General features: G+C 63.0%; 23 protein-coding genes. 7 read left to right on the top strand and 16 right to left on the bottom strand.

Annotated features, from left to right (window positions below; all coding sequences use genetic code 11):
* Positions 1-34 precede the first annotated feature (34 nt).
* Positions 35-1,219 (bottom strand): MFS transporter, encoded by a 1,185-nt coding sequence (locus ACTHN1_RS05205; RefSeq protein WP_440469896.1) that lies wholly within the window; start codon positions 1,217-1,219, stop codon positions 35-37.
* A 114-nt stretch (positions 1,220-1,333) separates the two neighbouring features.
* Between ACTHN1_RS05205 and ACTHN1_RS05200 the strand changes: the two genes are divergently transcribed.
* Positions 1,334-2,236 (top strand): LysR substrate-binding domain-containing protein, encoded by a 903-nt coding sequence (locus tag ACTHN1_RS05200; RefSeq protein ID WP_440469895.1) that lies wholly within the window; start codon positions 1,334-1,336, stop codon positions 2,234-2,236.
* Positions 2,237-2,360: 124 nt separating this feature from the next.
* Positions 2,361-3,137 carry a phytanoyl-CoA dioxygenase family protein gene (locus ACTHN1_RS05195; protein WP_440469894.1) on the top strand — a complete coding sequence of 259 codons (777 nt, stop codon included), beginning with the start codon at positions 2,361-2,363 and terminating at the stop codon, positions 3,135-3,137.
* A 13-nt stretch (positions 3,138-3,150) separates the two neighbouring features.
* On the opposite strand, the gene ACTHN1_RS05190 is transcribed toward ACTHN1_RS05195, so the two are convergent.
* Positions 3,151-3,783, bottom strand: a complete 633-nt coding sequence (locus ACTHN1_RS05190) for a DUF2306 domain-containing protein (RefSeq protein WP_440469893.1) — start codon at positions 3,781-3,783, stop codon at positions 3,151-3,153.
* Between the two features lie 372 nt (positions 3,784-4,155).
* Here ACTHN1_RS05190 and ACTHN1_RS05185 point away from each other — a divergent pair, with 372 nt between their 5' ends.
* Entirely contained in the window at positions 4,156-4,413 is a 258-nt protein-coding gene (locus tag ACTHN1_RS05185; protein ID WP_440469892.1) for a hypothetical protein, read from the top strand.
* 44 nt (positions 4,414-4,457) lie between these two features.
* A complete protein-coding gene (locus ACTHN1_RS05180; RefSeq protein WP_440469891.1) occupies positions 4,458-4,763 on the top strand; it encodes a hypothetical protein in 306 nt (101 codons plus the stop codon).
* A gap of 91 nt (positions 4,764-4,854) precedes the next feature.
* Here the strand turns inward: ACTHN1_RS05180 and ACTHN1_RS05175 are convergent, their stop codons facing one another.
* From ACTHN1_RS05175 to ACTHN1_RS05160, 4 genes are all read right to left on the bottom strand, one after another.
* On the bottom strand, positions 4,855-7,524 hold the full coding sequence (locus tag ACTHN1_RS05175) for a TonB-dependent receptor (RefSeq protein WP_440469890.1): 2,670 nt from the start codon (positions 7,522-7,524) through the stop codon (positions 4,855-4,857).
* A gap of 69 nt (positions 7,525-7,593) precedes the next feature.
* Positions 7,594-8,811, bottom strand: coding sequence for an MFS transporter (locus ACTHN1_RS05170; protein ID WP_440469889.1), 1,218 nt, complete (start codon positions 8,809-8,811; stop codon positions 7,594-7,596).
* Positions 8,812-8,827: 16 nt separating this feature from the next.
* Positions 8,828-9,775 carry a carbohydrate kinase family protein gene (locus ACTHN1_RS05165; protein WP_440469888.1) on the bottom strand — a complete coding sequence of 316 codons (948 nt, stop codon included), beginning with the start codon at positions 9,773-9,775 and terminating at the stop codon, positions 8,828-8,830.
* A gap of 61 nt (positions 9,776-9,836) precedes the next feature.
* On the bottom strand, positions 9,837-11,087 hold the full coding sequence (locus ACTHN1_RS05160; protein ID WP_440469887.1) for an ROK family transcriptional regulator: 1,251 nt from the start codon (positions 11,085-11,087) through the stop codon (positions 9,837-9,839).
* Positions 11,088-11,222: 135 nt separating this feature from the next.
* Between ACTHN1_RS05160 and ACTHN1_RS05155 the strand changes: the two genes are divergently transcribed.
* The 3 genes from ACTHN1_RS05155 (at position 11,223) to ACTHN1_RS05145 (ending at position 15,058) form a co-directional block, all read left to right on the top strand.
* Positions 11,223-13,079 (top strand): glycoside hydrolase family 9 protein, encoded by a 1,857-nt coding sequence (locus ACTHN1_RS05155; RefSeq protein ID WP_440469886.1) that lies wholly within the window; start codon positions 11,223-11,225, stop codon positions 13,077-13,079.
* Positions 13,080-13,224: 145 nt separating this feature from the next.
* Positions 13,225-14,535: a hypothetical protein gene (locus tag ACTHN1_RS05150; RefSeq protein WP_440469885.1), complete on the top strand. Its 1,311-nt coding sequence runs from the start codon at positions 13,225-13,227 to the stop codon at positions 14,533-14,535.
* Between the two features lie 106 nt (positions 14,536-14,641).
* The gene (locus tag ACTHN1_RS05145) at positions 14,642-15,058 is read left to right on the top strand and encodes a hypothetical protein (protein WP_440469884.1); all 417 of its coding nucleotides are present in this window, start codon (positions 14,642-14,644) and stop codon (positions 15,056-15,058) included.
* 567 nt (positions 15,059-15,625) lie between these two features.
* On the opposite strand, the gene ACTHN1_RS05140 is transcribed toward ACTHN1_RS05145, so the two are convergent.
* The 10 genes from ACTHN1_RS05140 to hxsD form a co-directional block, all read right to left on the bottom strand.
* Positions 15,626-15,964, bottom strand: a complete 339-nt coding sequence (locus tag ACTHN1_RS05140; protein ID WP_440469883.1) for a hypothetical protein — start codon at positions 15,962-15,964, stop codon at positions 15,626-15,628.
* A gap of 102 nt (positions 15,965-16,066) precedes the next feature.
* Positions 16,067-16,486, bottom strand: coding sequence for a hypothetical protein (locus tag ACTHN1_RS05135; RefSeq protein ID WP_440469882.1), 420 nt, complete (start codon positions 16,484-16,486; stop codon positions 16,067-16,069).
* 3 nt (positions 16,487-16,489) lie between these two features.
* Complete coding sequence (locus ACTHN1_RS05130; RefSeq protein WP_440469881.1) at positions 16,490-16,963, bottom strand: hypothetical protein; 474 nt, start codon at positions 16,961-16,963, stop codon at positions 16,490-16,492.
* Between the two features lie 125 nt (positions 16,964-17,088).
* Positions 17,089-17,292: a hypothetical protein gene (locus ACTHN1_RS05125; RefSeq protein WP_440469880.1), complete on the bottom strand. Its 204-nt coding sequence runs from the start codon at positions 17,290-17,292 to the stop codon at positions 17,089-17,091.
* A gap of 58 nt (positions 17,293-17,350) precedes the next feature.
* The gene (locus ACTHN1_RS05120) at positions 17,351-17,563 is read right to left on the bottom strand and encodes a hypothetical protein (RefSeq protein ID WP_440469879.1); all 213 of its coding nucleotides are present in this window, start codon (positions 17,561-17,563) and stop codon (positions 17,351-17,353) included.
* An 82-nt stretch (positions 17,564-17,645) separates the two neighbouring features.
* Entirely contained in the window at positions 17,646-19,406 is a 1,761-nt protein-coding gene (locus ACTHN1_RS05115; RefSeq protein ID WP_440469878.1) for a hypothetical protein, read from the bottom strand.
* A 59-nt stretch (positions 19,407-19,465) separates the two neighbouring features.
* Positions 19,466-20,104, bottom strand: a complete 639-nt coding sequence (gene hxsA / locus ACTHN1_RS05110) for a His-Xaa-Ser repeat protein HxsA (protein WP_440469877.1) — start codon at positions 20,102-20,104, stop codon at positions 19,466-19,468.
* Complete coding sequence (gene hxsC / locus ACTHN1_RS05105) at positions 20,104-21,279, bottom strand: His-Xaa-Ser system radical SAM maturase HxsC (protein WP_440469876.1); 1,176 nt, start codon at positions 21,277-21,279, stop codon at positions 20,104-20,106. The genes hxsA and hxsC overlap by 1 nt, the downstream gene beginning before the upstream one ends.
* Positions 21,279-22,775, bottom strand: coding sequence for a His-Xaa-Ser system radical SAM maturase HxsB (hxsB, locus tag ACTHN1_RS05100; protein ID WP_440469875.1), 1,497 nt, complete (start codon positions 22,773-22,775; stop codon positions 21,279-21,281). The genes hxsC and hxsB overlap by 1 nt, the downstream gene beginning before the upstream one ends.
* Positions 22,772-23,074: a His-Xaa-Ser system protein HxsD gene (hxsD, locus tag ACTHN1_RS05095; RefSeq protein ID WP_440469874.1), complete on the bottom strand. Its 303-nt coding sequence runs from the start codon at positions 23,072-23,074 to the stop codon at positions 22,772-22,774. Before hxsD ends, hxsB begins: the two co-directional genes overlap by 4 nt.
* Positions 23,075-23,079: the final 5 nt, after the last annotated feature.

The raw sequence follows: 23,079 nt of genomic DNA, 5'->3' as shown, positions 1-23,079 counted from the left end.
ACGAAAGAAACGGGAGGAAAGAAGATTGACGCGGTCAGGCCCGGACGGGCAGGACGGCCGGCGCGCGCCGGTCGAGTCGGCCCGACAGCGTGGTCAGGCCAAGCGCGCCCAGCGTCACCAGCGCCGCGATCCACGGCGTGTGCGCCAGGCCAAGATGGGCCACCACCTGCGCACCGGCCCACGAACCACCCGCCACGCCCAGATTGAACGCCGAGATGTTGAAGCCCGCCGCGACGTCGGTCGCATCCGGCGCCACCTGTTCGGCCTGGCGCACGACATACACCTGCAGGCCGGGCACGTTGCCGAACGCGACCGCGCCCCAGGCCAGCACGGTCAGCACGACCAGCCACGGGTTCGAGGCGGTGAAGGTGAGCACCAGCAACACCGCCGCCAGCAGGCCGAAGATGATCTTGAGCGCGCCCACGGGCCCCTTTCGATCCGCCAGGCGACCGCCCCAGACGTTGCCGATGGCGACCGAGACGCCGTACGCCAGCAACACCAGCCCGACCATCTGCGGCTCGAAGCCGGCGATGTCCTCGAGGATGGGGGCCAGGAAGGTGAAGGCGATCAGCGAGCCGCCATAGCCGACCGCGGTCATCGCGTAGACCAGCAGCAGGCGCGGCTGCAGCAGCACGTTGAGCTGCCGACGCAACGGCGCCGGTGCGGCGTGCGCGATGTTCCGCGGCACCAGCAGCTGCGCGCCGATCATCGCCACCAGTCCAAACACCGCGACCGCCAGGAAGGTGGTGCGCCAGCCGAAATGCTGGCCGATGAAGGTGCCCAGCGGAATGCCGGTGACGAAGGCGACGGTCATGCCGCTGAACATGGTGGCGATGGCGCTGGCGGCCCTTTCGCGCGGCACCAGGCTGGTGGCGACGATCGAGCCGACCGAGAAGAACACGCCGTGGGCCAGGCCGGTCAGCAGCCGGGCCACGATCAGCGTGGTGTAGCCCGGCGCCAGCCAGGCCACCAGGTTGCCGACGGTGAACAGCACCATCAGGCCCACCAGCAAGGGCTTGCGCGGGACGCGCGCGGTCATCGCGGTGAGCACGGGCGCGCCAATCGCCACGCCCAGCGCGTAGAGGCTGACCAGCAGGCCGGCCGAGGGCAGCGACACTCCCAGGTCGGCGGCGATGGTGGGAATCAGGCCGACGATGACGAACTCGGTCGTTCCGATGGCGAAGGCCGCCAACGTCAGGGCGAACAGGGCAAGGGGCATGGCAGGCTCCGGAAGCGGGATTCCCCGGGGAGGGGGGAGGCTGCGCAGTCTCGGCGCTTTACATTCCCGGAAAAACACCCTAATAAGCCAAATACTTTTGATTTGGCGGCAACAATGAAAATCACCCTCGACGAACTGCGGGCCTTCGCCACCGTCGTCGACAGCGGCTCGATCACCGCCGCGGCCGAGCAACTGGAGCAGACGGTCTCGGGCATCAGCCGCAGCCTGGGACGGCTGGAAGCCAAGCTGGACACCACCCTGCTGCGGCGGACCACCCGCCGGCTGGAACTGACCGAGGAGGGCGCCGCCTTGCTCGCCCGCGCGCGCGACATCCTCGACTCGGTCGAGGAAGCCGAGGAACAGATGGCGATTCGCCGCCAGCAGCCGGTGGGCCGCCTGCGGGTGGATGCGGCCACGCCCTTCATGCTGCACGTGATCGTCCCGCGGGTGGCGGGATTCCGCGAGCGTTTTCCCAGGGTCGAACTGGAACTCAACAGCAACGAGGGCATCATCGACCTGCTGGAGCGGCGCACCGACGTCGCGTTCCGCATCGGCGCGCTCAAGGATTCCACCCTGCATGCGCGACCGGTCGGCAGCAGCCGCCTGCGTCTGCTGGCCAGTCCCGCCTATCTCGAGCGCGTCGGCACGCCCGGCCGCGTGGCCGACCTGGCGGCGCATTCGCTGCTCGGCTTCACCCAGCCGGAATCGCTGAACCAATGGCCGGTGCGCGACCCGCGCGGGAATCCGCTGCATATCCGCCCGGCCATCGCCTCCTCCAGCGGCGAGACCCTGCGCCAGCTCGCCATCGCCGGCGAAGGCATCGTCTGCCTGTCCGATTTCATGACCCGGGAAGACCAGAAGGCGGGACGCCTGGTCCAGCTGATGCCGAAGGCGACCGTGGACGTCCGCCAGCCGATCAACGCCGTCTACTACCGCAACACCGCGCTCGCTTCCCGCATCACCTGCTTCATCGACTACATGATCGCGTCGGTGGCGCCAGGGCGTTTTGACGACTGACGCGCATCGCGTCGGGCAAATAGGAACATTTTCTACAGACTCAATATAAGCGCGCGCCATTGATCGCCCGCGCCCGGAAGCATGTACTGGCCGCCACCTTCGAGCCATTCTTCCGCGGGCCCTCATGTATCCCGACGCAGACGCCGACCAGATTGCCTTCTTTCGGACGCATGGCTACCTGGTCGTCAGGCAGGCCATCCCGCAGCCGGATCTGGATGAACTGGAAAAGCACTGCGATGTGCTGATCGCCCAGAAGCACGAACTGGCCAATGACTGGGCCTGGCGCGAAGGCGAATCGCGGGAAAACCGCACCTTCCGCATCGTGCAGTCCTCGCCCAGCAAGGTCTGGGCGGAGATTGCCGTGCAGCCCTATCGCCAATGGCTGGAACGGTTCGCGTCGCAGTTGATGGCGCTGGACATGGCGTTCTGGTACGACCAGTTCCTCGGCAAGCCGCCAGGTCACGGCGCGGTGACCGAATGGCACCAGGACGAGGGTTACTGGGGCCGCAATCTCGCCGACCGCGGCATCACCGGCTGGATTCCCCTGCAGGACGTCGATGTCATCAATGGCTGCATGCACTTCATCGACGAAGGCCATCGGCTCGGCATCCTGCCGCACCACCTGGTCGAAGGCGTGCAGAGCGATCTGCTGACCTGCGAAGTGGATGAATCACGAACGGTGGTCTGCCCCATGCGGCGCGGCGACGTGGCCTTCCATCACTCCAAAACGCCCCACATGAGCACCGCCAACCAGAGCCCCGCATGGCGCAAGGCGGTCACCAACCATCTCCAGCAGCGCGGCGCCGGCGGGGAAGGGGACCACTACCCGTGGCGGGTGAAGGTCAACCAGCGTACCGGCGAGCGCAAGGCGGTCGGCGCGATGGGCGCGGGAAATTCCTGACGACGGAGGCCGGTCAGGAGAGGGAACGCTTCGGCGGGAACCGCCGCCACTCCGGCGCGACGGACGCGGCGCGGATGAACCATTCGGCGACCAGCAGGTTGGGCACCCAGCACAGCCATGCGATGGCGGAATACGCGGCGGGGAATGGCATGCCTGCGATCTGGCTGGCGGGCAGATAGAGCCGCAGCGTCACCGCCGCGAACGTTAGCGCGAAGCTGCGAATCATCCACCGGCGGTGAGCCGCCACATCACCGCCGCGGATGCGGCGATAGGCCACCAGCGTGCAGCCCAGCCAGCACACCGCCATCAGCGCGAAGCCGGCCTGCGCGACCGGGCCGCCGGACGACTTCAGCGCCAGCAGGAATCCGGAGACGCCGCCGATGGCGACACCCGCCACGTAGCCGCGCCCCAGCCAGCGGTGCAGGCCCGGCGCGCGGGATCGCAGCCAGGCATTGAGCTGCATCCCGCCGATCGCCAGCGCCAGCGCGCTTCCGGCGAAGTGGGCGATCGCGGTCGCCGGACGCTCGTCCATCAGCGTCCGCACGAGTGACGGACGGAACTCCGGAATCGCCAGCAAGGCTGCCGCATAGCAGGCCACGAGCAGGGCCAGCAAGGTCATCACCAGCCACGCCAGTTTCTTTCCCATTGGAGAACGCTCCCGGATCCGCCCGGACAAGGCCAGCACAGGGTGCGGATTCCGGATCGCGTCGCGGAGTGCCATTTGTCAGCCTGCCGTTCGTCAGGCCAGCGCCGGACGCAAGGGGGGCGGGAAGTGAAAGGCATGCGAAGAGTACCGGGGCCGCGCATGACGCATCTTCGATGCGCGCCGCGATCAGATTTGGGCCGTTCATCCGATCTCCATGCATGCGTTGAGATGGCATGAGCAAAGATTCGCCGGTTCCTTGCGTCCCCGGGGGGAAGGGCGTATACGTGGTGGTGCTGCGCAATCGCCGAGCACGCACCCGTACACGGGCGCGCTCTCCCGACAACGGCGTTTCATGAGTGCCTCGGGAGAGACATGAAGAACCACCGGCAAGTCTTCGTGCTTCATGTGGGCACCGGTCAATCGATTGGCCCCGACGACCTGCGGGTCATGTGGGCGACGGCCTGCGAATCCCTCGACATCAGCGTCAAGCGCAGGATGTCGGGCGCCAATCCCCCCAGCTACGGACTCTGGGCAGGCAATGGATTCGATCGCAAGTCCGCGGAAACGAGAATGCGCGGGCTGCTGGTGGCGCGCGGCTATCGCTTCACTCTCACCAACACCGCCTTCTAGGAGAACACATGGCATTCGACATCGGCATTGGAAAATGCCGCTCCATGGCCGAAGCGTCCGTCGACGTGTGGGTCGACAGTTCGGTCGTGCGTCGGCTCCTGCCCGACGTGGCATGGAAGCAGGCCGGCATCAGCGTGCTGAGGGTGCCGTTGTCGGTCTGCAGCACCACGCGCCCGATGGCCGAGGGAAAGGAAGTTTTCCTGGGCAGCGATGCGCTGACCGCCCAGAGTTTCGGTCAACTCGACTTTCACGGCACCGGCGACTTCAGGCGGGTCGGCCTGGGCAAGCTGGTGCCCGTGCTGGATGACACGCCACCGCCGCCGATCACGCGCAGGAACAGCTGGCGCTGAGATGGTACGGAAACCGGAAGCCGCCCTGGCCGGCGGCTTCCGGTGATGCCGGTGATGCCGGTGATCGTGCCGATCACCGGCCATGGCGGCATCAGTAATCGAAACGCACGCGCAGGCCGACCGTGCGCGGATCGTTCCAGTAGCCGCGGATGAAACCGCCCGCGTCGTCGGCCCAGTTCTTGGTCATCTTGTCGGTGGCGTTGAGCACATACAGTTCCGCGCGCCAGAACGACGGCGATTGCAGGCTCAGACTGGCATCGACCGTGGTGTAGGCTTCCTGTCCGTCCGAAATATGCGGGTTGTCCAGGTTGCGCAGGGTGAAGTACATCTTGTCCTGCCACTTGACGTTGAGCCACGGCACCAGCTCGTACCCGTTGCCGAACCTGAAGGTGTGGGACACGTTGACGCCAGCGGTGAACTTCGGGGTCATCGGCAGATGGTGGCCGGTGATGTCGTAGATCTGGCGGCCGGCGAACTCGGGATTGGGGCCGTTGTAGGGCTCCGGGCAGGGCACCGCGCCGAACTCTTCGCGCACGCCGCAGTTCCACTCGTCGCTGAAGGTGGGGTAGTCCTTGATCTTGCTGTTGATGTACGAGAAGAAGCCGCCGATGCGGGTATTGGCCGTGGGCAGGTAGTCGAATTCCACCTCCACGCCCGGGATGTTCACGGTGCCGACGTTGACGGTCTGCCACTTCTTGACCACGTCGCAGGTCGGATCCCATTCCGGACACGGTTCGTTGACATGCACCTTGGCGGCGAAGAAATCGCCGGTCACCTGCATGTCCTTGTAGCGGCTGTAGAACGCGGTGACCGACAGGCTCAGGCGCTTGTCCAGCAGCAGTCCCTTGTAGCCGAATTCCAGGTTGGTGACGGTTTCCGGCCGGTACGGGAAGAAGGTGTAGTGCGGGCCGGGAGGACCGTCCACGCAGACCTTGCCGTCGCAGGCGTCGTCCTTGTCGCCGAAGCCGCCCGCCTTGTAGCCGGTGGACAGCGAGGTGAACAGGATTTCGTTCTCCGACAGATCCTTGGTCAGGCCCAGGCGATAGGTGAACTTGCGCCAGGAATCGGAGTGGGCGTTTTCCGCCGGCGGTCCCCACAGGTGGTAGGCGCCGATGCCGGCGAACGGTCCCATCCCTTCGGTCAGATCGCGGCCATTGTGCGGGCGGAAGCCCGGTTCGCCCGGCGTGCCCGGGTCGTACAGACCGTTGTAATAGGCCGTCGAGGTGGTGTCCCAGCCGCCGTACACCTGGCCGCCGCGGTCGGTCTTGGAGTCGCGGCTGAAGCGCGCGCCGAAGGTCGCCGTCCAGGTGGGAGCGAAGCGCCAGTCGGCCTGGGTGAAGATCGCCTTGGCGTCGATCTGGCGGTTGGGCTGGTGATAGAACTGGCTGATCGGATAACCGAACGGCGCGTTGACCAGCATTTCCTGCGCGTAGTCGATTGAATTCTTCTCGTGCATCCAGAACAGGCCCGATACCAGCTTCAGGCGTTCGCCCTGGTGCTTGAACTGCAACTCGTGCACGAACGACTTGTACTCCGAATCCAGGGTGATGGAGGTGTTGTCACGCACCGGCCACACGCCCCAGTCGCCATCCGCAGGCACCGGCAGGGTGGCGGTGACCTGCGAGGGGATCTCGTGGTAACCGCCGTCGTCATCGGAGATCTGGAAGCGCTTCTGCTTGGCGAAGGCCACGCTGTACTCGATGCTGTTGGTGTCGCTGAGGTACCAGTTGAGGTTGGAGCGGACCGTGTCGATGGACATGTCGGTCCGGCCGGGCACGTTGATCTTCACGTCCCACTTGCCGCCCGTACAGGCGAAGCGGGTGCCGGCGGCCTGGTCGCAATCCTTCATGCCCACCTGGCCGGCGCCGGAGTTCTGGAACTTCTCGTAGGCCAGCAGCCATTCGACGTTGTCGGTGATCGCGAAACGGGCGGCGATGCGGGCGGCCCATTCGTCGCGGTTGTAGTAGTACTTGCTGCGCGGCACCCTGACGTTGCGGCGCTGGTCCACGTCCGGGATGCCGTCGGCGATGAAGCCCCGCTCGGGGATGTCGACGTCGGTGAAGTCCTGCTGCTGGTCGATCCAGCCATCGCGCTCGACCTTGGTGGCGGCCACGCGCAGGGCGAAGCGATCGTTCACCGCGAGGTTCTGGATCAGGTTGATCTGGCGCAGGTTGTAGCTGCCCAGTTCGATTTCGGTGCTGCCGAAGGTGGAGTCGAAGCGGGGCTTGGCCGGAATGATGTTGATGCTGCCGCCGGTCGAATTGCGGCCGAACAGGGTGCCCTGCGGACCGCGCAGCACTTCCACCTGGTCCACGTCGAACATCAGCGCGAGCGCGCCCTGCGGGCGCGGCGAATACAGGCCGGCCACGTGCAGGCCGACCGCCGGGTCGCCAATCTCGGTGAAGTTGTTGGCGCCGATGCCGCGGATGCTGACCTGCACGCCCGAGTCGGGGCCATTGGCGATCTGCAGGTTGGGCATGCTGCCGGACAGGCCGCGCACGTCGCGGATGCCTTCTCGGGTCAACGCCTCCTGGGTGACGGCGGTGACGGTCACCGGCGTCTTCAGCAGATCCGACTCCAGGCGGGTGGCGGACACCCGCACGGTCTGCAGGGTGGTCGGCGCCTCGTCCTTGCCGGCCGGCTTTTCCTCGTCGGCCGTGCTGGACTGCGCCAGGGCCGGGGCGGTGGCGCAACTGATCAATACCGCTGCCACCGCGGCGGCGATGCCGGTCGGTCGAACAGCGCTGGGATGCTTCTTCATCATGGGCTCCTGGTGTTGTACGGCGACTCGGGCCGGCGGGCCCTCGCATGGGTGGGTGCGGCTGCCTGGTCAGGGCGAAGCGGGGGTGTTTTTCGCGGAGTACAGGGTCTGGTTGCGCACCAGTGGCCTGGCCCAGGCACTGACGCTGAGGATGTAGAGCAGGGGAATGAAGACCAGCGAGAGGCCCACGCGCAGGCCCCAGTGATCGGCCACGAAACCGATCAGCAGCGGCACGATGGCGCCGCCGAGGATGCCGCTGCACAGGATTCCCGAGAACGCGCCGTGGTGTTGTCGCACCGAGTTCAGTCCCAGCGAGAAGATCACGGAGAACATCACCGACAAGAAAAAGCCCGCAGCGGGGAAGGCCAGTGGAGAGACGGCTGCCGGGCCGAAAAGGGCGAGCGCGAGGCAGGCCATGGCCAACATCGAGAAGATCGCCAGCACGAGCTTGGAATCCAGCAGTTTCAACAGCCCCAGTCCGACCAGGCAGCCCAGCGACATCAGGCCCCAGAAACGGCTGACCGCGACGGCGCCCTGCTCGGTGGCCGACAGGCCGTGATAGCTGTGCAGGAACTGCGACATCCAGTTGGCGATGGATTGCTCGGTGCCGACGTAGGCCACGATGGCCAGGAAGAACAGGCGCACGTCGCGCCGGCGCAGCAGGCTGCGGTAGGCCTCGCGGCTGCCGGCGCGCTCGTCTTCCTTCAGTTCCACCTTCGGCAACGGCAGCTTGTGGTTGAGCAGGGCCAGCAGCACGAACGCCGCGCTGAAATACCAGTAGAAGGTCAGCCACGCCAGCGGCTGTCCCTCCACGCCGGGGCGCTGCATGTAGAGCTTGAACGCCAACGGGCTGAGGAAGGACGCCAGTCCGAACACCAGCTGCGCCATCACCGAGAAGAAGGCGAAGTGCTCCTCGCCGCCGGCGGTGCGCATCAGCGGATTGATCACCACCTGCAACAGCGCCATGCCCAGGCCGATGACGAACAGGCCGGCGACGACCGAGACATAGCCGGGAATCAGTGCGATCGCCAGGGCGCCGACGAAATTCAGCGCGAAGGCGGCAAACAGGGTAAAGCGGGTGCCGCGGACTTCGATCAGCATTCCGCCCGGAATGGAAATCAGGCCGTAGGCGAGAAAGAAGGAGAACGGCATGAAGCCGGCCATCGTCAGGCTCAACTTGAAGTCCTGGATGGCGATGGGCATCAACGGCCCGATCAGATTGGTGATGAAGGAGATCGCGAACCAGATCAGGAGGATGTAACCGATGATCAGCGGCCTGTGCGTCATGGTCGTGCCTCCGGGCTCAGGGATACGACTGCAGGCAATGGGAGAGCTCGCCGGCGGCGATGCTCTTGCGCGGGAAGCGCGGCAGGATCGCCGCGGCGGTCCGGCAGCCTGCGCCGAGCGCGTCGTGCAGGCCAGCCTGGTTCAACCGGGCCGCCAGATAGCCGGTATTGAAGCTGTCGCCGGCGCCGACCGTGTCGAAGATTCCGGGCGCGACCTCGGTCGCGAAGTACGTGCTCTCGCCGTCGACATGCCCCAGCGCGCCGGCGGCGCCCAGCTTGATGATCAGGTGCGCGCCGGGCTTGAGCAGGTGGGCGATGCGCTGCACGGCGAGCGTCAGTTCCTGGGTGCCGGCGATGCTGGTCGCTTCCAGTTCGTTGATCAGCAGGTGATCGCAATGGGCCAGCCAGCCTTCGACTTCCGCGTGGACGCCAGGCGTCCAGCCTTCCGGCGGCCAACCCGGGTCCAGCGCGATCTGATAGCCGCGCGCGGCCGCCTGGGCCAGCAACTGGTCGTAGCCATCGCGCACGCCGGGCAGCAGGAACGGGGCGGTGAACAGGGCGATGCTGCCCGCCGGCGCCGGCGGCAGGTGCTCCAGCACGAATGCCGGCGTCAGATGCTGCAGATGCCCGCAGCTGGTGAAGAAGGTGCGTTCGCCATCGGCATGCATCAGGCCGACCGACATGGTGGTGTCGCTGGCGCAGGTCTGCAGTTCGACCGGGATGCCGGTCAGTTGCAGCAGCAGCCACTGGGCCAGGTCGTCGTTGCCGATGGCGCCGATCAGGCGGGGGCTCAGGCCAAGGTGGCGCGCGGCGAGGGCGGAGTTGGCCGCCGAGCCGCCGGCCCGCAGCTCGCTGCGGGGCAGCAGCTGTTCGGTGCCGATCTTCGGCCAGCTGTTCAACGTGCCCAGCACCAGGTCCACGCTGACGTCGCCGATGATGCTGAATTGGGGCTGATCATGCTTCATGGGGGCGACTATAGACACCCCGATTCGGCACTGTCAATAAAAATATCCAGTGGAAGTTTAATTAAATACGACGCCCGCCGTTGGCCGGCCGGTGGCCGAGCAGTTCCGCCGCCTGCACCTCGCCCAGGTCATCCTTCTGCAGCACCTGCAGGCGCGGGGACAGCAGCTCGTGGATGGGCAGCACCGCGGCGCCCAGCAGCGAGCAGTCCTCCTCGCGCTGGGAAATCATCACGCGCGGCAGTTCCGGGGCAGGGCGGCCGCGGACCGAGCGATGCAGCGGCTGGGCCAGCTCGACCAGTCGCCGGACCAGCTTCTGCGGCGCGGACCCGCCGATGACGATGGTCTGCGGGTCCAGCAGGTTCTCGATCATGCAGATGGCGTCGCGCAGCCGCTGGCCCGCCTGGTGGCACCACTGCCGCAACGCCTGGTCATCGGGGTCGTCCAGCCGGTCGAGCAGGTCCGGCGTGCGGATCTGGCCGTCGTCCAGCCCGAGCGCCTCGGCCAGCGAGTGCAGGGACAGGTAGCGCTCCAGGCATCCCTGGTTGCCGCAGTAGCACGGCGTGCCGCCGGGCACGACCGGCACGTGGCCGATCTCGGTGGCGTTGCCATCGGCGCCACGGTAGTTGTTGCGGCCCACGATCAGCGAACCGCCCAGGCCCATGCTTAGATGCAGGTAGAAGAAGTTGTCCAGATGCCGCGCCACTCCGTACAGGGTTTCGCCCAGCGCGCCGGCGACGCTGTCGACGCTGTGGAACAGCGGCAGGCCGGTGGCTTCCTGCAACTGGTCGAGGATGGACAGATCCTTCCAGCCCTCCAGCGCGGTGGGGCCGACGAAGCTCAGTTCGGTATCGCCCAGCGGACCGGGCAGGGCCACGCCGATGCCCCACAGCCGGGCATTGGCCTGCCGGCGCAGGTTGGCCACCAGTTCCAGCAGGCCGGCCAGCAACTGTGGCCGGTCGCAGCCCTGCAACTGCACTTCGTAGCGGGCGTCGATCCGGCCGACCAGGTTGACCAGCGCGCCGGAGGCGCGGCCGGGTTCCAGGCTGATGCCGATGGACTGGCCGGCGTCGGGATTGATTTCGAAAGCGATCGGCGGCTGGCCGCGGGTTTTGAGGTCCTTCTGCCGGCGCGAGACGATCAGGCCGATGGACTCCAGCTCATTGGTGATGTTGGCCACGGTCTGCGGGCTGAGCGAGACCTTTTCCTGGATGTCCTTGCGCGAGGCCGCGCCGTGCTGGCGGATGAAATCCAGCACGAGGCGGCGGTTGTAGGGCGCGCTGGACTGCTGGGTGGCGCCGCGGCCAATGTTCATAGGCGTGGAAACCGGTTGAGCGTGGGGGAGGGGAGGCAGGCGCCCATATTATTCATACATCCATATGAAATATTTATTGACGCCGGTCAAATGCGTGGCTAAGTTGCGATGCCTAGTCTATCCGGAAGCAAGCCGATGCCCGCTGCGTTGCATGCCCGCAAGACCGGACTCCACCTGATGGCCGCGCTGGTCGCGGGGCTGTCACTGATGCATCCGGCGCCCGCCGCCGCGCAGACACCGGCGACCACCGTTTCGGTGAGCCTGCCCGGGGAACCGCTGCTGGTCCAGATCAACCAGGTGGCACTGGAGCGGCGGGGGCCCAAGCGGGCCATCGTCGAATACACGGGCCAGGCCACCGAGGGCACCTACACCGTCCTGCGCGATGGCAAACCGGTCCGGCACGGCGCCCTGCGGCCGCTGCCACCGTTCACCGGATGGAGCCCCGGCAAGCGCTACTTCAGCGTCGATTTCTCGGATGCCGAGCAGGGCGGCGAGTATCGCGTGGAGGTCGGCATCGGCAAGCAGCGTGCGACGTCGGCATCGGTGCCGGTGCGCGACCAGGCCGTGTTCGCCACGACCGGCGCGCAGTTGCTGGGGTACTTCAAGCGCAGCCGCCACACCGACGAAGCCGATCGGGATCTCCCCATCTTCCAGACCTCGCGCAGGGTGAACGCATGGGGCGGCTGGCAGGACGCCGGCGGCGACAAGGGCAAGTACCTGTCCCATCTGGGGTACGCCAACTATTTCAATCCGCAACAGGCGTCGATGGCGGCGTGGGTGCTGGCCTATGGCGCGCACGCGCGCAGGGCGCTGTTCGCCGCGCACGGCCTGCAGGCGCAGATCGAGGACGAGGCGTTCTGGGGAGCGGACTACCTGCATCGCATCCTGGATGCGGAGGGCTATTTCTACACCACGGTGTTCGACCAGTGGGGCACGCCGGGCGCGGTGCGCATGGTCACCGGCTACGAGGGTGCGGCGGGCACCTATACCACGCTGTATCGCTCGGCGTTCCGCGCCGGTGGCGGCATGGCGATCGCCGCGCTCGCGCGGGCCTCGATGCTGGCCCGGGAATCCGGACGCCATGGCGAATTCGACGGCGCGACCTACCTGGCCGATGCGCGGCGCGCCTATGAACACCTGCGCCGGTTCAATCCGCAGTACTGCGCCGACGGCAAGGAAAACATCATCGATGACTACACGGCGCTGATGGCGCTGGTGGAACTGCACCATGCCACCGGCGAGCAACGCTATCTCGATGACGCGCGCGAACGCGCGGCCAGCCTGATGGCGCGGCAGCAATCCGACGGCGGTTTCATCAGCGATGGCGGCAGCCGTCCTTACTACCACGCGGCCGAGGCAGGCCTGCCGGTGATCAGCCTGTCCGCCTACACCGATATCGAACCGGAGCAGGCGCGCCGCCAGCACGCACTGGATGTCATCGGACGGGCGTTGGAACACGAACTGGACATCACCGACGCGGTCGCCAACCCGTACGGCTACGCCCGCCAGCGCTTCCAGCTGACCCAGGACGGAAAGGCCGCGGGGGAGGTGCTGGAAGGATTCTTCATCCCGCATCGCAATGAAACCGGCTACTGGTGGCAGGGCGAAAGCGCCCGGCTGGCCTCGCTCAGCGCCGCCATGGTCATCGGTGGACGCAAGTTGGCCAACCATGGCACGGCCGGCTATGGCCTGTCCGCCCGGCAAGCCGGTTATGCACAGGCCCAGCTCGACTGGACGCTGGGTCGCAATCCCTACGGCATGTCCATGCTGTACGGCTTCGGCGCGAAGAATCCGCCCACCGTGCTGGAGAGCGCCGGCGAGATGTTCGTGGGCGGTATTTCCAACGGCATCACCGGCGCCGTCGGCAGCGACACCGGCGCGGGCATCAGTTTCGCTCCCGGCCCGGACTCCGAACAGTGGCGCTGGGTGGAGCAGTGGATTCCCCACACCACCTGGATGCTGTTCGCCGTGATGGAGATGAGCAGGCAGTGAGGACAGGCGGGCGGGGCAGGTGCGCCGGCGTGAAGTGGCACGGTAGCGCGCCCGTAAAGTAGACCGGCAGCTATCCAACCAATGGCACTGCGCCGGAAACCGCCTCGATGGTATCCAATGCCCCATCTGGCCGACGGGGAACGAAATGGGACATCGAATCCTTGGAGCGACGCTGTTCCTGTTGAGCGCCGCGATGCCGGCCCTGGCGCAGGAACCGCAAATTCCGCTTGCCGACGCGCGCGCGGTGTTCACCCAGGCCCAATCGCTGTGCGAAGCGGACGGCGGTCGTCTTTGGGGCGCCTCGTTGTGCGGTCCGATCATGCTGGTCGATCCGAAGACGCGCCGGATCGTCGCCTCGCACGTCGATGCCAAGGGCGCGCTGCGGGAACTGGACGGCGTGTTCGTCGGTGATCTGCCTGCGGATGCCAACGCGGCCAATACCGCTGTCGAATGGTCGGGCACGCGTTGGACGCAGATGCTCTGGCCCTTGCCGGAAGACGCCGGAAAGCGCGGCACGCTGATTACGCATGAGATGTTCCATCGCCTGCAACCCGGCTTGCCAATCGCCACCGCGAAGGGCGGTGACAACCCGCACCTGGATACATTGGAAGGGCGCTATACCTTGCAACTGGAATGGCGGGCGCTCGCCCGAGCGCTCCAAGCAAGCGACAGAGACGAAAAGCGGGCCGCGCTGGTCGATGCCCTGGCGTTCCGCGCCGAGCGCTACCGGCATTTTCCCCTCGCCCCCGTGGATGAAGCGGCACTCGAAACCAACGAAGGACTGGCCGAATACACCGGTGTGATGCTCGGGAACACGACACCACAGGCCCGCCTGCAGGCCGCGCTCCGCGACCTGCGCTCGCATGTCGATGACCCCAGCTTCGTCCGCTCCTTCGCGTATGCGACGGGCCCGGCCTATGGCATGTTGCTGGACGAATTCGCACCGGGTTGGCGCAAGCGTCTGGACGAGAAACAGCTCGATCTCGGCACGCGCCTGCGTGACGCCGCCGGCATCAAGGTGGCGACGGACGAAGCAAGCCTGGCCACGGCGGCCTCCCGTTACGACGGCGCCGCGTTGCGCGAGGCGGAAACGGCGCGGGAACAGAAGCGCCAGGCCCAACTCGCACACAATCGCGCACGCTTTGTCGACGGCCCGGTGCTGAGGCTCGACCTGAAACACATGAGCATCCAGTTCAATCCGAGCAACCTGCAGCCGCTCGACGACATCGGAACCGTCTATCCGACCATGCGCGTTACCGACGACTGGGGCACGCTGGAGGTGGAAGACGGCGCGGTCATGAGCGGCGACTGGAAGGCCGTCATCCTCGCCGCACCCGAAGCCACCGGAACGGCCATGCCACACGGCCCAGGCTGGAAACTGGCGCTGAACCCCGGCTGGAGTCTGGAGCCCGGCACCCGTTCCGGTGATTACGTACTGAAAGGACCTGATGCCTGATGGGTGTGAGGGGAGCTTGCGACCGGATGGCAGCAACTGCTTCCAATGTACTGAGGAAATCGGCGTCACAGTGAGGTACGCTGCGCCCAGCAGCAGAGGTAGGGGTATGAAAAGGACGTTCTTGGCGACCGCTCTGGTCGCCTATTCAGTTGCTGTAGTCGGACAGGTCCAGAGCGCGCGCGGCACGGGCACACCTCGGGTGACGTCGACGCCAAAAGCAGCCCACAACTCGATGACCAACGGCACAACGCCGTTCAAATGCGACCAGTATCGCAACCACCCGCATCCCGGCATGTATGGCTTCTGCCAGAGCATGGAGAACACAATCCTTGCTGACGAGGCGCGCCGCGCGGGTAGACCGGGGCCTTCCCAGAGTGTTGTTGAGCTTCCCGCGCTTGGAACGCCAGAGGCCAAGCAACTCGGCTACGCCTGTATTGGCGGACAGGCATTCAAGCGCTTGGCGAATGGCTGGGAACAAGTGCATGCACGTGAAGGTGGTTGGCAAAGATGCCGTGGCGGATAGCGAACCAGCCGTGCCATTCGCCGTCGAGGCCTATCTGCATGCTTCCAAGCGCCGGTTCACCGTGGGGGAGCCATCGCCATGCAGGAGCCGGTCCAGCAGGAGTTTGAGCAGCAGCCAGCAGTAGCGCCAGACCCGCAGTGCCTGGCCTATCCGAATTCTTACATAATATGCATTATGCGAAAAGGTATGCCGACGTGTCCTAAGGGTCTGGCGGTACTACTGGTCCCTGCTGCGACTGGTGCTGGACCGGCTGTTGCAGGGAAACCGGGACGATTCCCAAGCCATGGGGAGGCCCTATGCCTTTGAACCGTCCCCCGTGCTGGCCCAAGGACCGCACCAAGCCCACCCCGTGCGCATTGGCGCACTACGCCTGCGTCGTTGACGGCCACACCGACCTGACCGCCGACGCAACGCATCACGAAAAGCGGTTCGGCAGCAGTTGGTAAAGGTTGTCGTTGTGGACCTTCAGGACTGGCACGCCCAGCGCTTCGGCACGCGCGCCGGGTAAAAGCGTCACCGTAGGGGCGTTGCCCCTACCCCCTTCAAGTGGACTAATGGACCTGTAACTCAAGGTACGAGTAACCCTATCTTGCCTTTCTTTAGCTTCAGATTGTTCTCTTGCCAGTTGTTCACCATTATGGGTAAAACCATCGGCACGGAGAACTGAATTTTGTGAACCGCTTTGTCTGTGGTTTCGGTTCGGCGCTGGGTGCCGAGTCCGATCGTTGCGACAATCACACCAACCTTGCCAGTATTTCCCTGGCCGCTAGTGGCTTCCACAGAAACATCAAACACAACATCCACAATGCGCCGATGAGTTTCCGGCTCGAATGGCACTTCAGTACCCGCAACTACCGGGCTAAGGTTGCCGCCCAAAGTAGAAATGACCCCATTTGCATTGGCCACCCCTGCGCAATTTCGGTCAGAACGGAAGTCACAAAGTCCCCTAACTCGGTCACTGCTGCACCCTCCAATCTGTAGTCAATTTGGCCCCGGTAAGTCTCACGCCTAGCCGCCCTCGCAGCGCTGCCAACCGCCCTCCGGGGCCATCAATTGGGACCAGCCGTTGGAAAGTCGCTCGAACGCCTGACCACCAATACATACGAAACCAAGCTGCTTGGCTTCGGGGCTACCCAACGACGGCAGCGCAACCACAGATGCTGACGGCGCGGGTCGCCCGACGCGCTTGGACTCATCCTGTAGTAACCGCCGTTCCCAGCGTTCGCATAGCAAGCGCACGCCCGGGTGCGGGTTGTACTTGACATCAGGCCGGCTGCAGTTGAGCGGTGTAGTGTCTTTGGCTGCGGAATTGTTCGCTGGTCGCGGGCCAGACTCGACGCGCCGCACGCCCTTACCAGCAGCGGATTGAACTTGCGCGAACCCAATCACCGGCACGAGCAGCAACAATAAGATCAAAGTCTGTTTCACAGCTCACCCGTTCGTCTTCTTTCTTCCGCCTAGCGGCAAGGTGCTGAAGACATCATCCAAAGGCACTTCATCATCTTGGTGGGCAATACTCTCAGCCATGCTAACAAGCCTCCCTTCAATCAACCGCGCCTCAATTGAGAGACTGTTGAAATCTTCCTTAGAAAGAGCAAATTCTCTCACTACACCGCCTCTTTTTGTGTTCTTCTGCTTGTAGCCGTGCGCGATTAAATAATCATCCTCTCCTTTATGGAAGCCTGTGAACCAAAGCCCGTGAATAAAATCATTTCGGGTTTCTATGAGCTTCTGAATGCTGGCAAAAACGTCATCCTGAGGCGTTGCGCCTATCTCCATTTTGACTGCCTCAGCCCAAAGTGAGCGCAGCTTGCGAAGCGTTGGCTCCGCAGTGTCACCGGTGCTTAGCGCATTGAAAAACTGCTGATTTCTAAGTCCTCCGCCAAACTGGAGCACCTTATACATAAGCCAGTTCATTCTCCAACAAACATGCTCAAAGCCAACCACGAACCTTCCTAGGGCGCTATAAAGCTCATCCGACTGTAGAATCATCTTGTGGAACCCACTCGGCTCCTGGACATCATCCGCCGTCATTTCCCAGCCCCTAGCAAGCGCGGAAAAATCAGTAGCATAAAAATGACCATGCCGCCGCCGAATACGAGTTGCGCTGTCAGCTTTTGTAGTCGCTTATTGGCACCACCGAACAGCTTGCCGGCGATGACGCCCAGCACCATGCAGATGACCATGGCTATCGCGAAGCCGTAGAAGGCCCGCGTCACGAAAGAAACGTCCATATTGCCCCCTTGAATCCGCCGACTTGATATCACGTCGGCGACGCAGTTTCAAAGGGTCTCAAAAATGCGGCTCAGGGGCACTCACCACATTGCTGGTCTCCCCTACTTCGGTCAGATTACCCGGCAGCGACATGGTCACCGGATTGCCCTGGGCTTCCCTACCCGGCTTCTCAGTGGTCGCCACCTCGCCACGCGAATACGAGTGATAGATGTTCATCGGGAAAGGCTTATCCACGATGAGGCGGCACTCAGCCTGCGACTGGTCAATCAACAGACCATCCGTGTTCCAGCAGCGGCATCCCCGGTCCGACGGGAATACAACTATGGATCGGCGTCCTCTGCTGATCGCCCGTCTATGGCTTGCAGTACACAGCCGGGTAGCAGGCATTTCCTTGGCACGAATGAATAAAGGAGGAAATGATCCAGAAAAGTTGTGTGATATGCCCTTTGACTACCAGGCCACGCTTGAGCTTTTCAAGCTCAACCGTCACATCTCTTTTCGAAAGTGATGAGCAGGCCACAACGCATTTCCGATGAAGTCGCGGGTCTGCCAGTAGTACCTTGATGTCATTGTTGGCGTTCCTGTAGTTGCCTTTTCTTGTTCTCTCTATCTGGGATCCCTTGTACTTCCTATTGAACTTCTGGTTGACCTTCGCTGAGAAGGTAGTAGACGTGAAGTGCATGCTGCCGAGATTCTTTATGGCTTGGCCGATGACTTCATGAAGGGCGCTGGCTGAGTTGCTTGATTTCTTAGCATGCTTTGAATGAACGAACGTGATGCGTGCCGCATCCAGGTCGATGGCTATATGGTCAGCCCATTCAGTGCCTAGGTCATCGCAGAACACGTACTTGTCGTTTCGATGAATGTGTTCGACCCTCGCAAAAAGCGAGGAAGGATCAAATGCTGTGCTATCGGCGACCACGTCGCCCTTTTCGCTCATGGCCGTTGAGAAGCTTTTCATAGGCTCCAGGCATGTGAGAATGGCGTCAACTTCAGCCTTTCCGGCGCGATTCTCAAAGCAGCTCTTCTTGATGTATAGGTAGTCCGGCCGATCAAAGGAGACGACGAAGTATCCGTGATCTGTGATCCAGGACTGGAAGGTGATGTAGTCCTTCGGACCTTTAACTTTCAGTCTACTGAGCGCAGCAGAGTATGGTGACAAGGTCTTCTTATTGATTCGAAGCTTCCCGCTTCTTGTTCCGATCATGTTCTGGTGATCGTCAATTTCGAAAGCGACATCAAGCGTGTCGAGAAATCGCTTTAGAGACGCAGTCTTAAGTTTGTGGTACTTCCCGTTCTTGGTATACCAAAGGTCGATACTGTCTTCAGTCAAGTGCTCCTCAATCGCGAATCGCTCGAAAAGAATGCTGGCAGGACGGGCGACTTTGAGTACCTCTTCCAGCGAAATTCTTCGGGCAAACGAAGAGAAGAAGCTCTTGTTGACCCTTCTTCTCGACATCGATGTGAAAACCTTCGCCGACCACTCAATAGCTTTACCGACGCTCACGCGTTCGGTCAGCTGGTTGATACGCCCTGTATTCAGGCTGATTGAGCGCACTTCGTTCTTGGTGCGAACCTGGGTAAAGCGAGGTATCGAACGGCCAGCCGCATGAGGAGACATATGACCTTTCAAGTCGGCAGCTTCGTAACTCCTGGCGCGCAGGCCTTTGTCGGATACATTCATCTCCCTGGTACTCAATTTCTGAATCTGTGACCTTGAGTCATCAAAAGTATTCAGAAGCTCCTCGTACTCAGCGACCTCGTAATCCTTCTCCAGAAGGGGTGTCAGAGTGGCGCAACTTTTCTTGAAGAGCGTGAACTCCCGCAGCCCTGTCTCTACGACGACAAGGTATGAAGCGATCGTGTCAAAGAGTTCATGTTGTGGAGCGAAGTACGCCTCTCTTTTTGAGTAGAAGACAATTGCCGAGACTTTGGCGGCGCCGATGGCCCTCCTCCTTACTTCAAGGAGAAGATCGTGGTCACTGTCCTCGTTGGCACGAGCAGCCTCTATGAGCTTCTCGATATCGCGATCATCAATGTCGTTAGACGACCTGACGAACGTGCCGTTAAGAGTGATACGAAGGTCTTCGAGCCGGAGCGGGATGGCGTTCACTTGGAGTCCTTTCGAAGCTGTTCTCGCCGATTGGAATGCGCGGTATACCTGCTATGTGCTTAGGGAGATAGAGCGACGCCCAAAGCATTGAGGGTGGGTGTCGTCATGGTTCCCGTGGCCGGTAAACCATGCGAAGCTTGGAATGAGGCTAGAGCCGCTTTTGTTTGCATGCCCATGACGCCATCAATGGCACCAGGATCGTACCCGCGTGCGTAAAGTGCCGCCTGCACCCGCATGATCATCATTTGCAGTTGGTCGGAGGTGGGGCGAGGCGTCAGGCCTTGTCTGGTCCTCTGCGCCGGTTCCAGCGTCAGCGGCTGCGAATCTGTGTTGGGAGTGCTCGAGCTACCTGAGCTGCTTCCTCCGTTGAAAGACGACCGCGGTGTTGGCTGATAGGTTGTAGGAGGCGGTGGAGGCGGTGGTGTATAGGCCGGAGCACGATAGGAGCCTCCACTTCCCGAGTAGTGCGAGCTATGTGACCGATGTGAGCTGTGCGACCGGTGCGAGCTATGTGAGCGATGGCGCGCGTACATATTGAACTGCTCGTGGTTCAACGGTGCTGTCAACGTGGTAGTGAACTTGCTCTCATTGAGCGCCAGTTCGGTAAGTCCACTGACCTGCCAGCCCTGATCTGCCATCCCGCCCATTGGACTGGCGCCATTGATGATGGCTGTAGCGAATGCGAGAGTCTTGCTCATCAGGCTTGCTCCAGTTGATTGATAGGTGCAATGCCACGACTAAGCCAGTCAGGTGTCACCCAAGAAAAGAATCCTCCGCAGCGCTGGCGAACTTGGCAGGGTTCGCATTCGGGGCGGTAGTCTTGCTTCCAGTGGGAGATGCTCTGGCGAGAGAAGGGCCAAAGTTCGCGAGGAAGCGTGCACAGTGGGAGGTTGTAGATTGAAACGGCGATGTTGCGCGAACTAAGGAACTGTACGGAATCCGAGAGCGCTGGGCCCATATCGATGGGGTCCATCCAAAGTGACTGATGGTGTGCCTTGGCAAAGCCAATGGGCTCCACGCCCATCAGCGCGACATGCTCGAGGAACGGCAGGTTTCTGTAGATGAAACGGGCAATGCTTTCCAGGCGCTGCACGGCGTCCTTGACAAGCACGATGCGAATTTCGATCCGCTGCTTGGCTTGCTCCATCGCGTACAGGCCCCGCAAAGTCTGTGCGAAAGCACCTTGGCGTTGGACGATGTAGTCGTGCAGCAACGGAGTGTCGCCGTAGAGCGGGATGCCCCAAGTGAGCGACTCATGCAAGCCCGTGAAGCGACGGGCATAGCCACCCTCCCCCGCCAAACGTCCATTCGAGAGAACATGGACGTGGGTCTGAGGCAGCGCGGCTTGGCAGTGGGCGATGACCTCGACCAGGCCGTCTCCCAGCAGCATCGGTTCCCCGCCGCTAACGGCGAGAGAAGGTTCATCCTTGTCGATCAGGTCGATCAAGGCATGGAGTTGCTCAAGCCGCCAGTAGTCGTCAATCACCCTTGGCGGCTGGGAACACATGAGGCAATAGCTGTTGCACTGCTCAGTCGCGAACAGCACGTTGCCATTGTCGCCGCGGCGGTAACGCAATGCGGCACGGCTTGCCGAGGGCTGCAGTTCCAATACGTCCCCGGGCGAGGTCCAGTCCTGGTCCGTCTCGCACATCATCCAAGGCCTATCAGGCGACACACAGCCAGCCTCGTCGACCATGAAGCCTCCCCAAGGCAACGCGATCAGTGAGTCGATGTCAGCGGTCGGCGCGCGGCGAAGATCCAGCAGCATGCGCTCCAGGGGGTACAGTCCGGCGGCAAATTCTTGCAGCCCGGCAACCTTGTAGTAGCCATGCTCAAGCCCCGAGAAGGTTGCTTTGGCTTGTTGAGGGCGCATCAGTGGACCGGCTCCATCACAGGCGCGATCTGCATTGCGCCGATGGCCCAGCCCTCCAGGATGCGCCGCTCCGCCGGCGAAGCGTTTTCCATGCGCTCCAGCAGCAGATCGAACATGCCCATTTGCTTTGTGCAGAAGTCCGAGGTGGGTCGGTGGCCGACGACATCGCCCTGACGCGCGAAGTGATCGACCGGATCGGCGCCGCACAGTGGGACGTAGGCACAGTCCGAGCAACCCGGCAGTGCCTCGGCCACGCCCCCGGCTTGGAGTTCCTGCATCGCCGGCGAAGCAAGCCACTCGTGCACGGGCTGGTCCAGCGTTCCGAGGCAAAACCTGTCCTCGCCCTGAGCCGCGAGCATGCGCGCTTCATCCGAGGGGTAGACTCGACCATCGTAGTCATACACCACTGCCCCCACGCCGGCTCCCATAGGCGAACGCAGGTCCACATAGCCATGACTGAAGGGGGTAAGTAGCTGAGTCAGCAGCAGGCTGGCGTGGGTCTCCTCCAGGGCAAAGCCGTCCTGGTTGACCTGGATGATCGTGTCGAGGGCGCGCCTGTAAAACGCCAGAAAGTCGCGCATCGTGTAGCCGATACGGCTGGCAGTCTTGCGCGCGAAGCCGTACGGGCTAAGCGGCCGCAGCGAAATGCTATGAAACCCTTGTTGCCGGTATTCCTCGATGATGGCTTCCGGGGCCGTCAGGCTTTTGGCCGTCAACGTCGTCAGGGCCGACACACAATCGTGTCCCAACGCCGCTCGTGCTTTGTCGATGCCTGCGATCGTGCGCTCGTAGCTATCACGCGTGGGCGTGGGGCGATTGGCGTTATGCAGCCAAGCGGGACCATCGAGCGAGGTGGACAGCTCGAAGCCGTGAGTTCCAAAAAACTCAAGTTGGGCATCGGTGATGCCATGCAACGTGGATGCGATGACGAAACGCAGCGCCCTGCCCTCACTACGGTTACGCGCTTGGATCAACTCCGTCAGTGCTTTGACCTGCTCGAAATTCAGTAACGGCTCGCCGCCCTGGAATTCGATGGTCAAGGTGGGCGATGGCCACTGGAACAGGCGCTCGACCAGTTGAACGTTGAGGGCCTCCTGCAAATCGAACTGCCGCTTCAGGGTGTTCTGTCGGGAAACCTGACAATAGCTGCAGGAGTGATGGCAACGCAGGGACACCACAATGATATGCAGTGCCGGCCCTCCTTCCAGATAGCCCTTGCGCGTCCGCAGCTGCGAGAGCAGTGGCGAGAGGGTCAACGTTTCCAGCGGCCCGGCGACGATATGCCGGGCCTGGAGGTCCTGCATCAGCGCCGAGTCGACGGGTAGATCCCCGTTGAGCAGTTGTACGAGTTCTTCGTGCTGGCAAGTCAACCAGTCACCGGCAGTAGAACTGACGAACACCCGGGCCGGATCCCAGGGCAGGCGCCGGAATCGAAGGGGTAGCAACTGATAAGCAGGGGCGCTACCAACAAAGGCGGAGGCAGGCTGGAACTTCACGTGGAGGCATCACCCACGGACACTGCACGCTCGATCGCCGCGCGCATCAGCAAGCGCTGCAGATCGCCGGTCTGAAGTGCAACCTGCTCGCGCAAACGATCATCGCAGGCATCGGTCTGGAAGCGCTCTGCCAACTGGCTTGTATTGATTCCAGATGTGCGCGGCACCAGAGTGATGCGATGTACCTTCGTCGCGCGTTCGACCTGCACGTAATAGTCGCCGGAATACCGGTAAACCGTGCGCGCAACGACGTCCGCCGAAAAGAACTGGGCGTCGAGCTCCAACTCGATGCTTTCCATGGCTC

Source organism: Pseudoxanthomonas sp. (assembly GCF_051953815.1).
Classification (GTDB): Bacteria; Pseudomonadota; Gammaproteobacteria; order Xanthomonadales; family Xanthomonadaceae; genus Pseudoxanthomonas_A.
The sequence above is the reverse complement of the archived record's forward strand: the minus strand, read 5'-3'. Positions and strand labels throughout refer to the sequence as shown.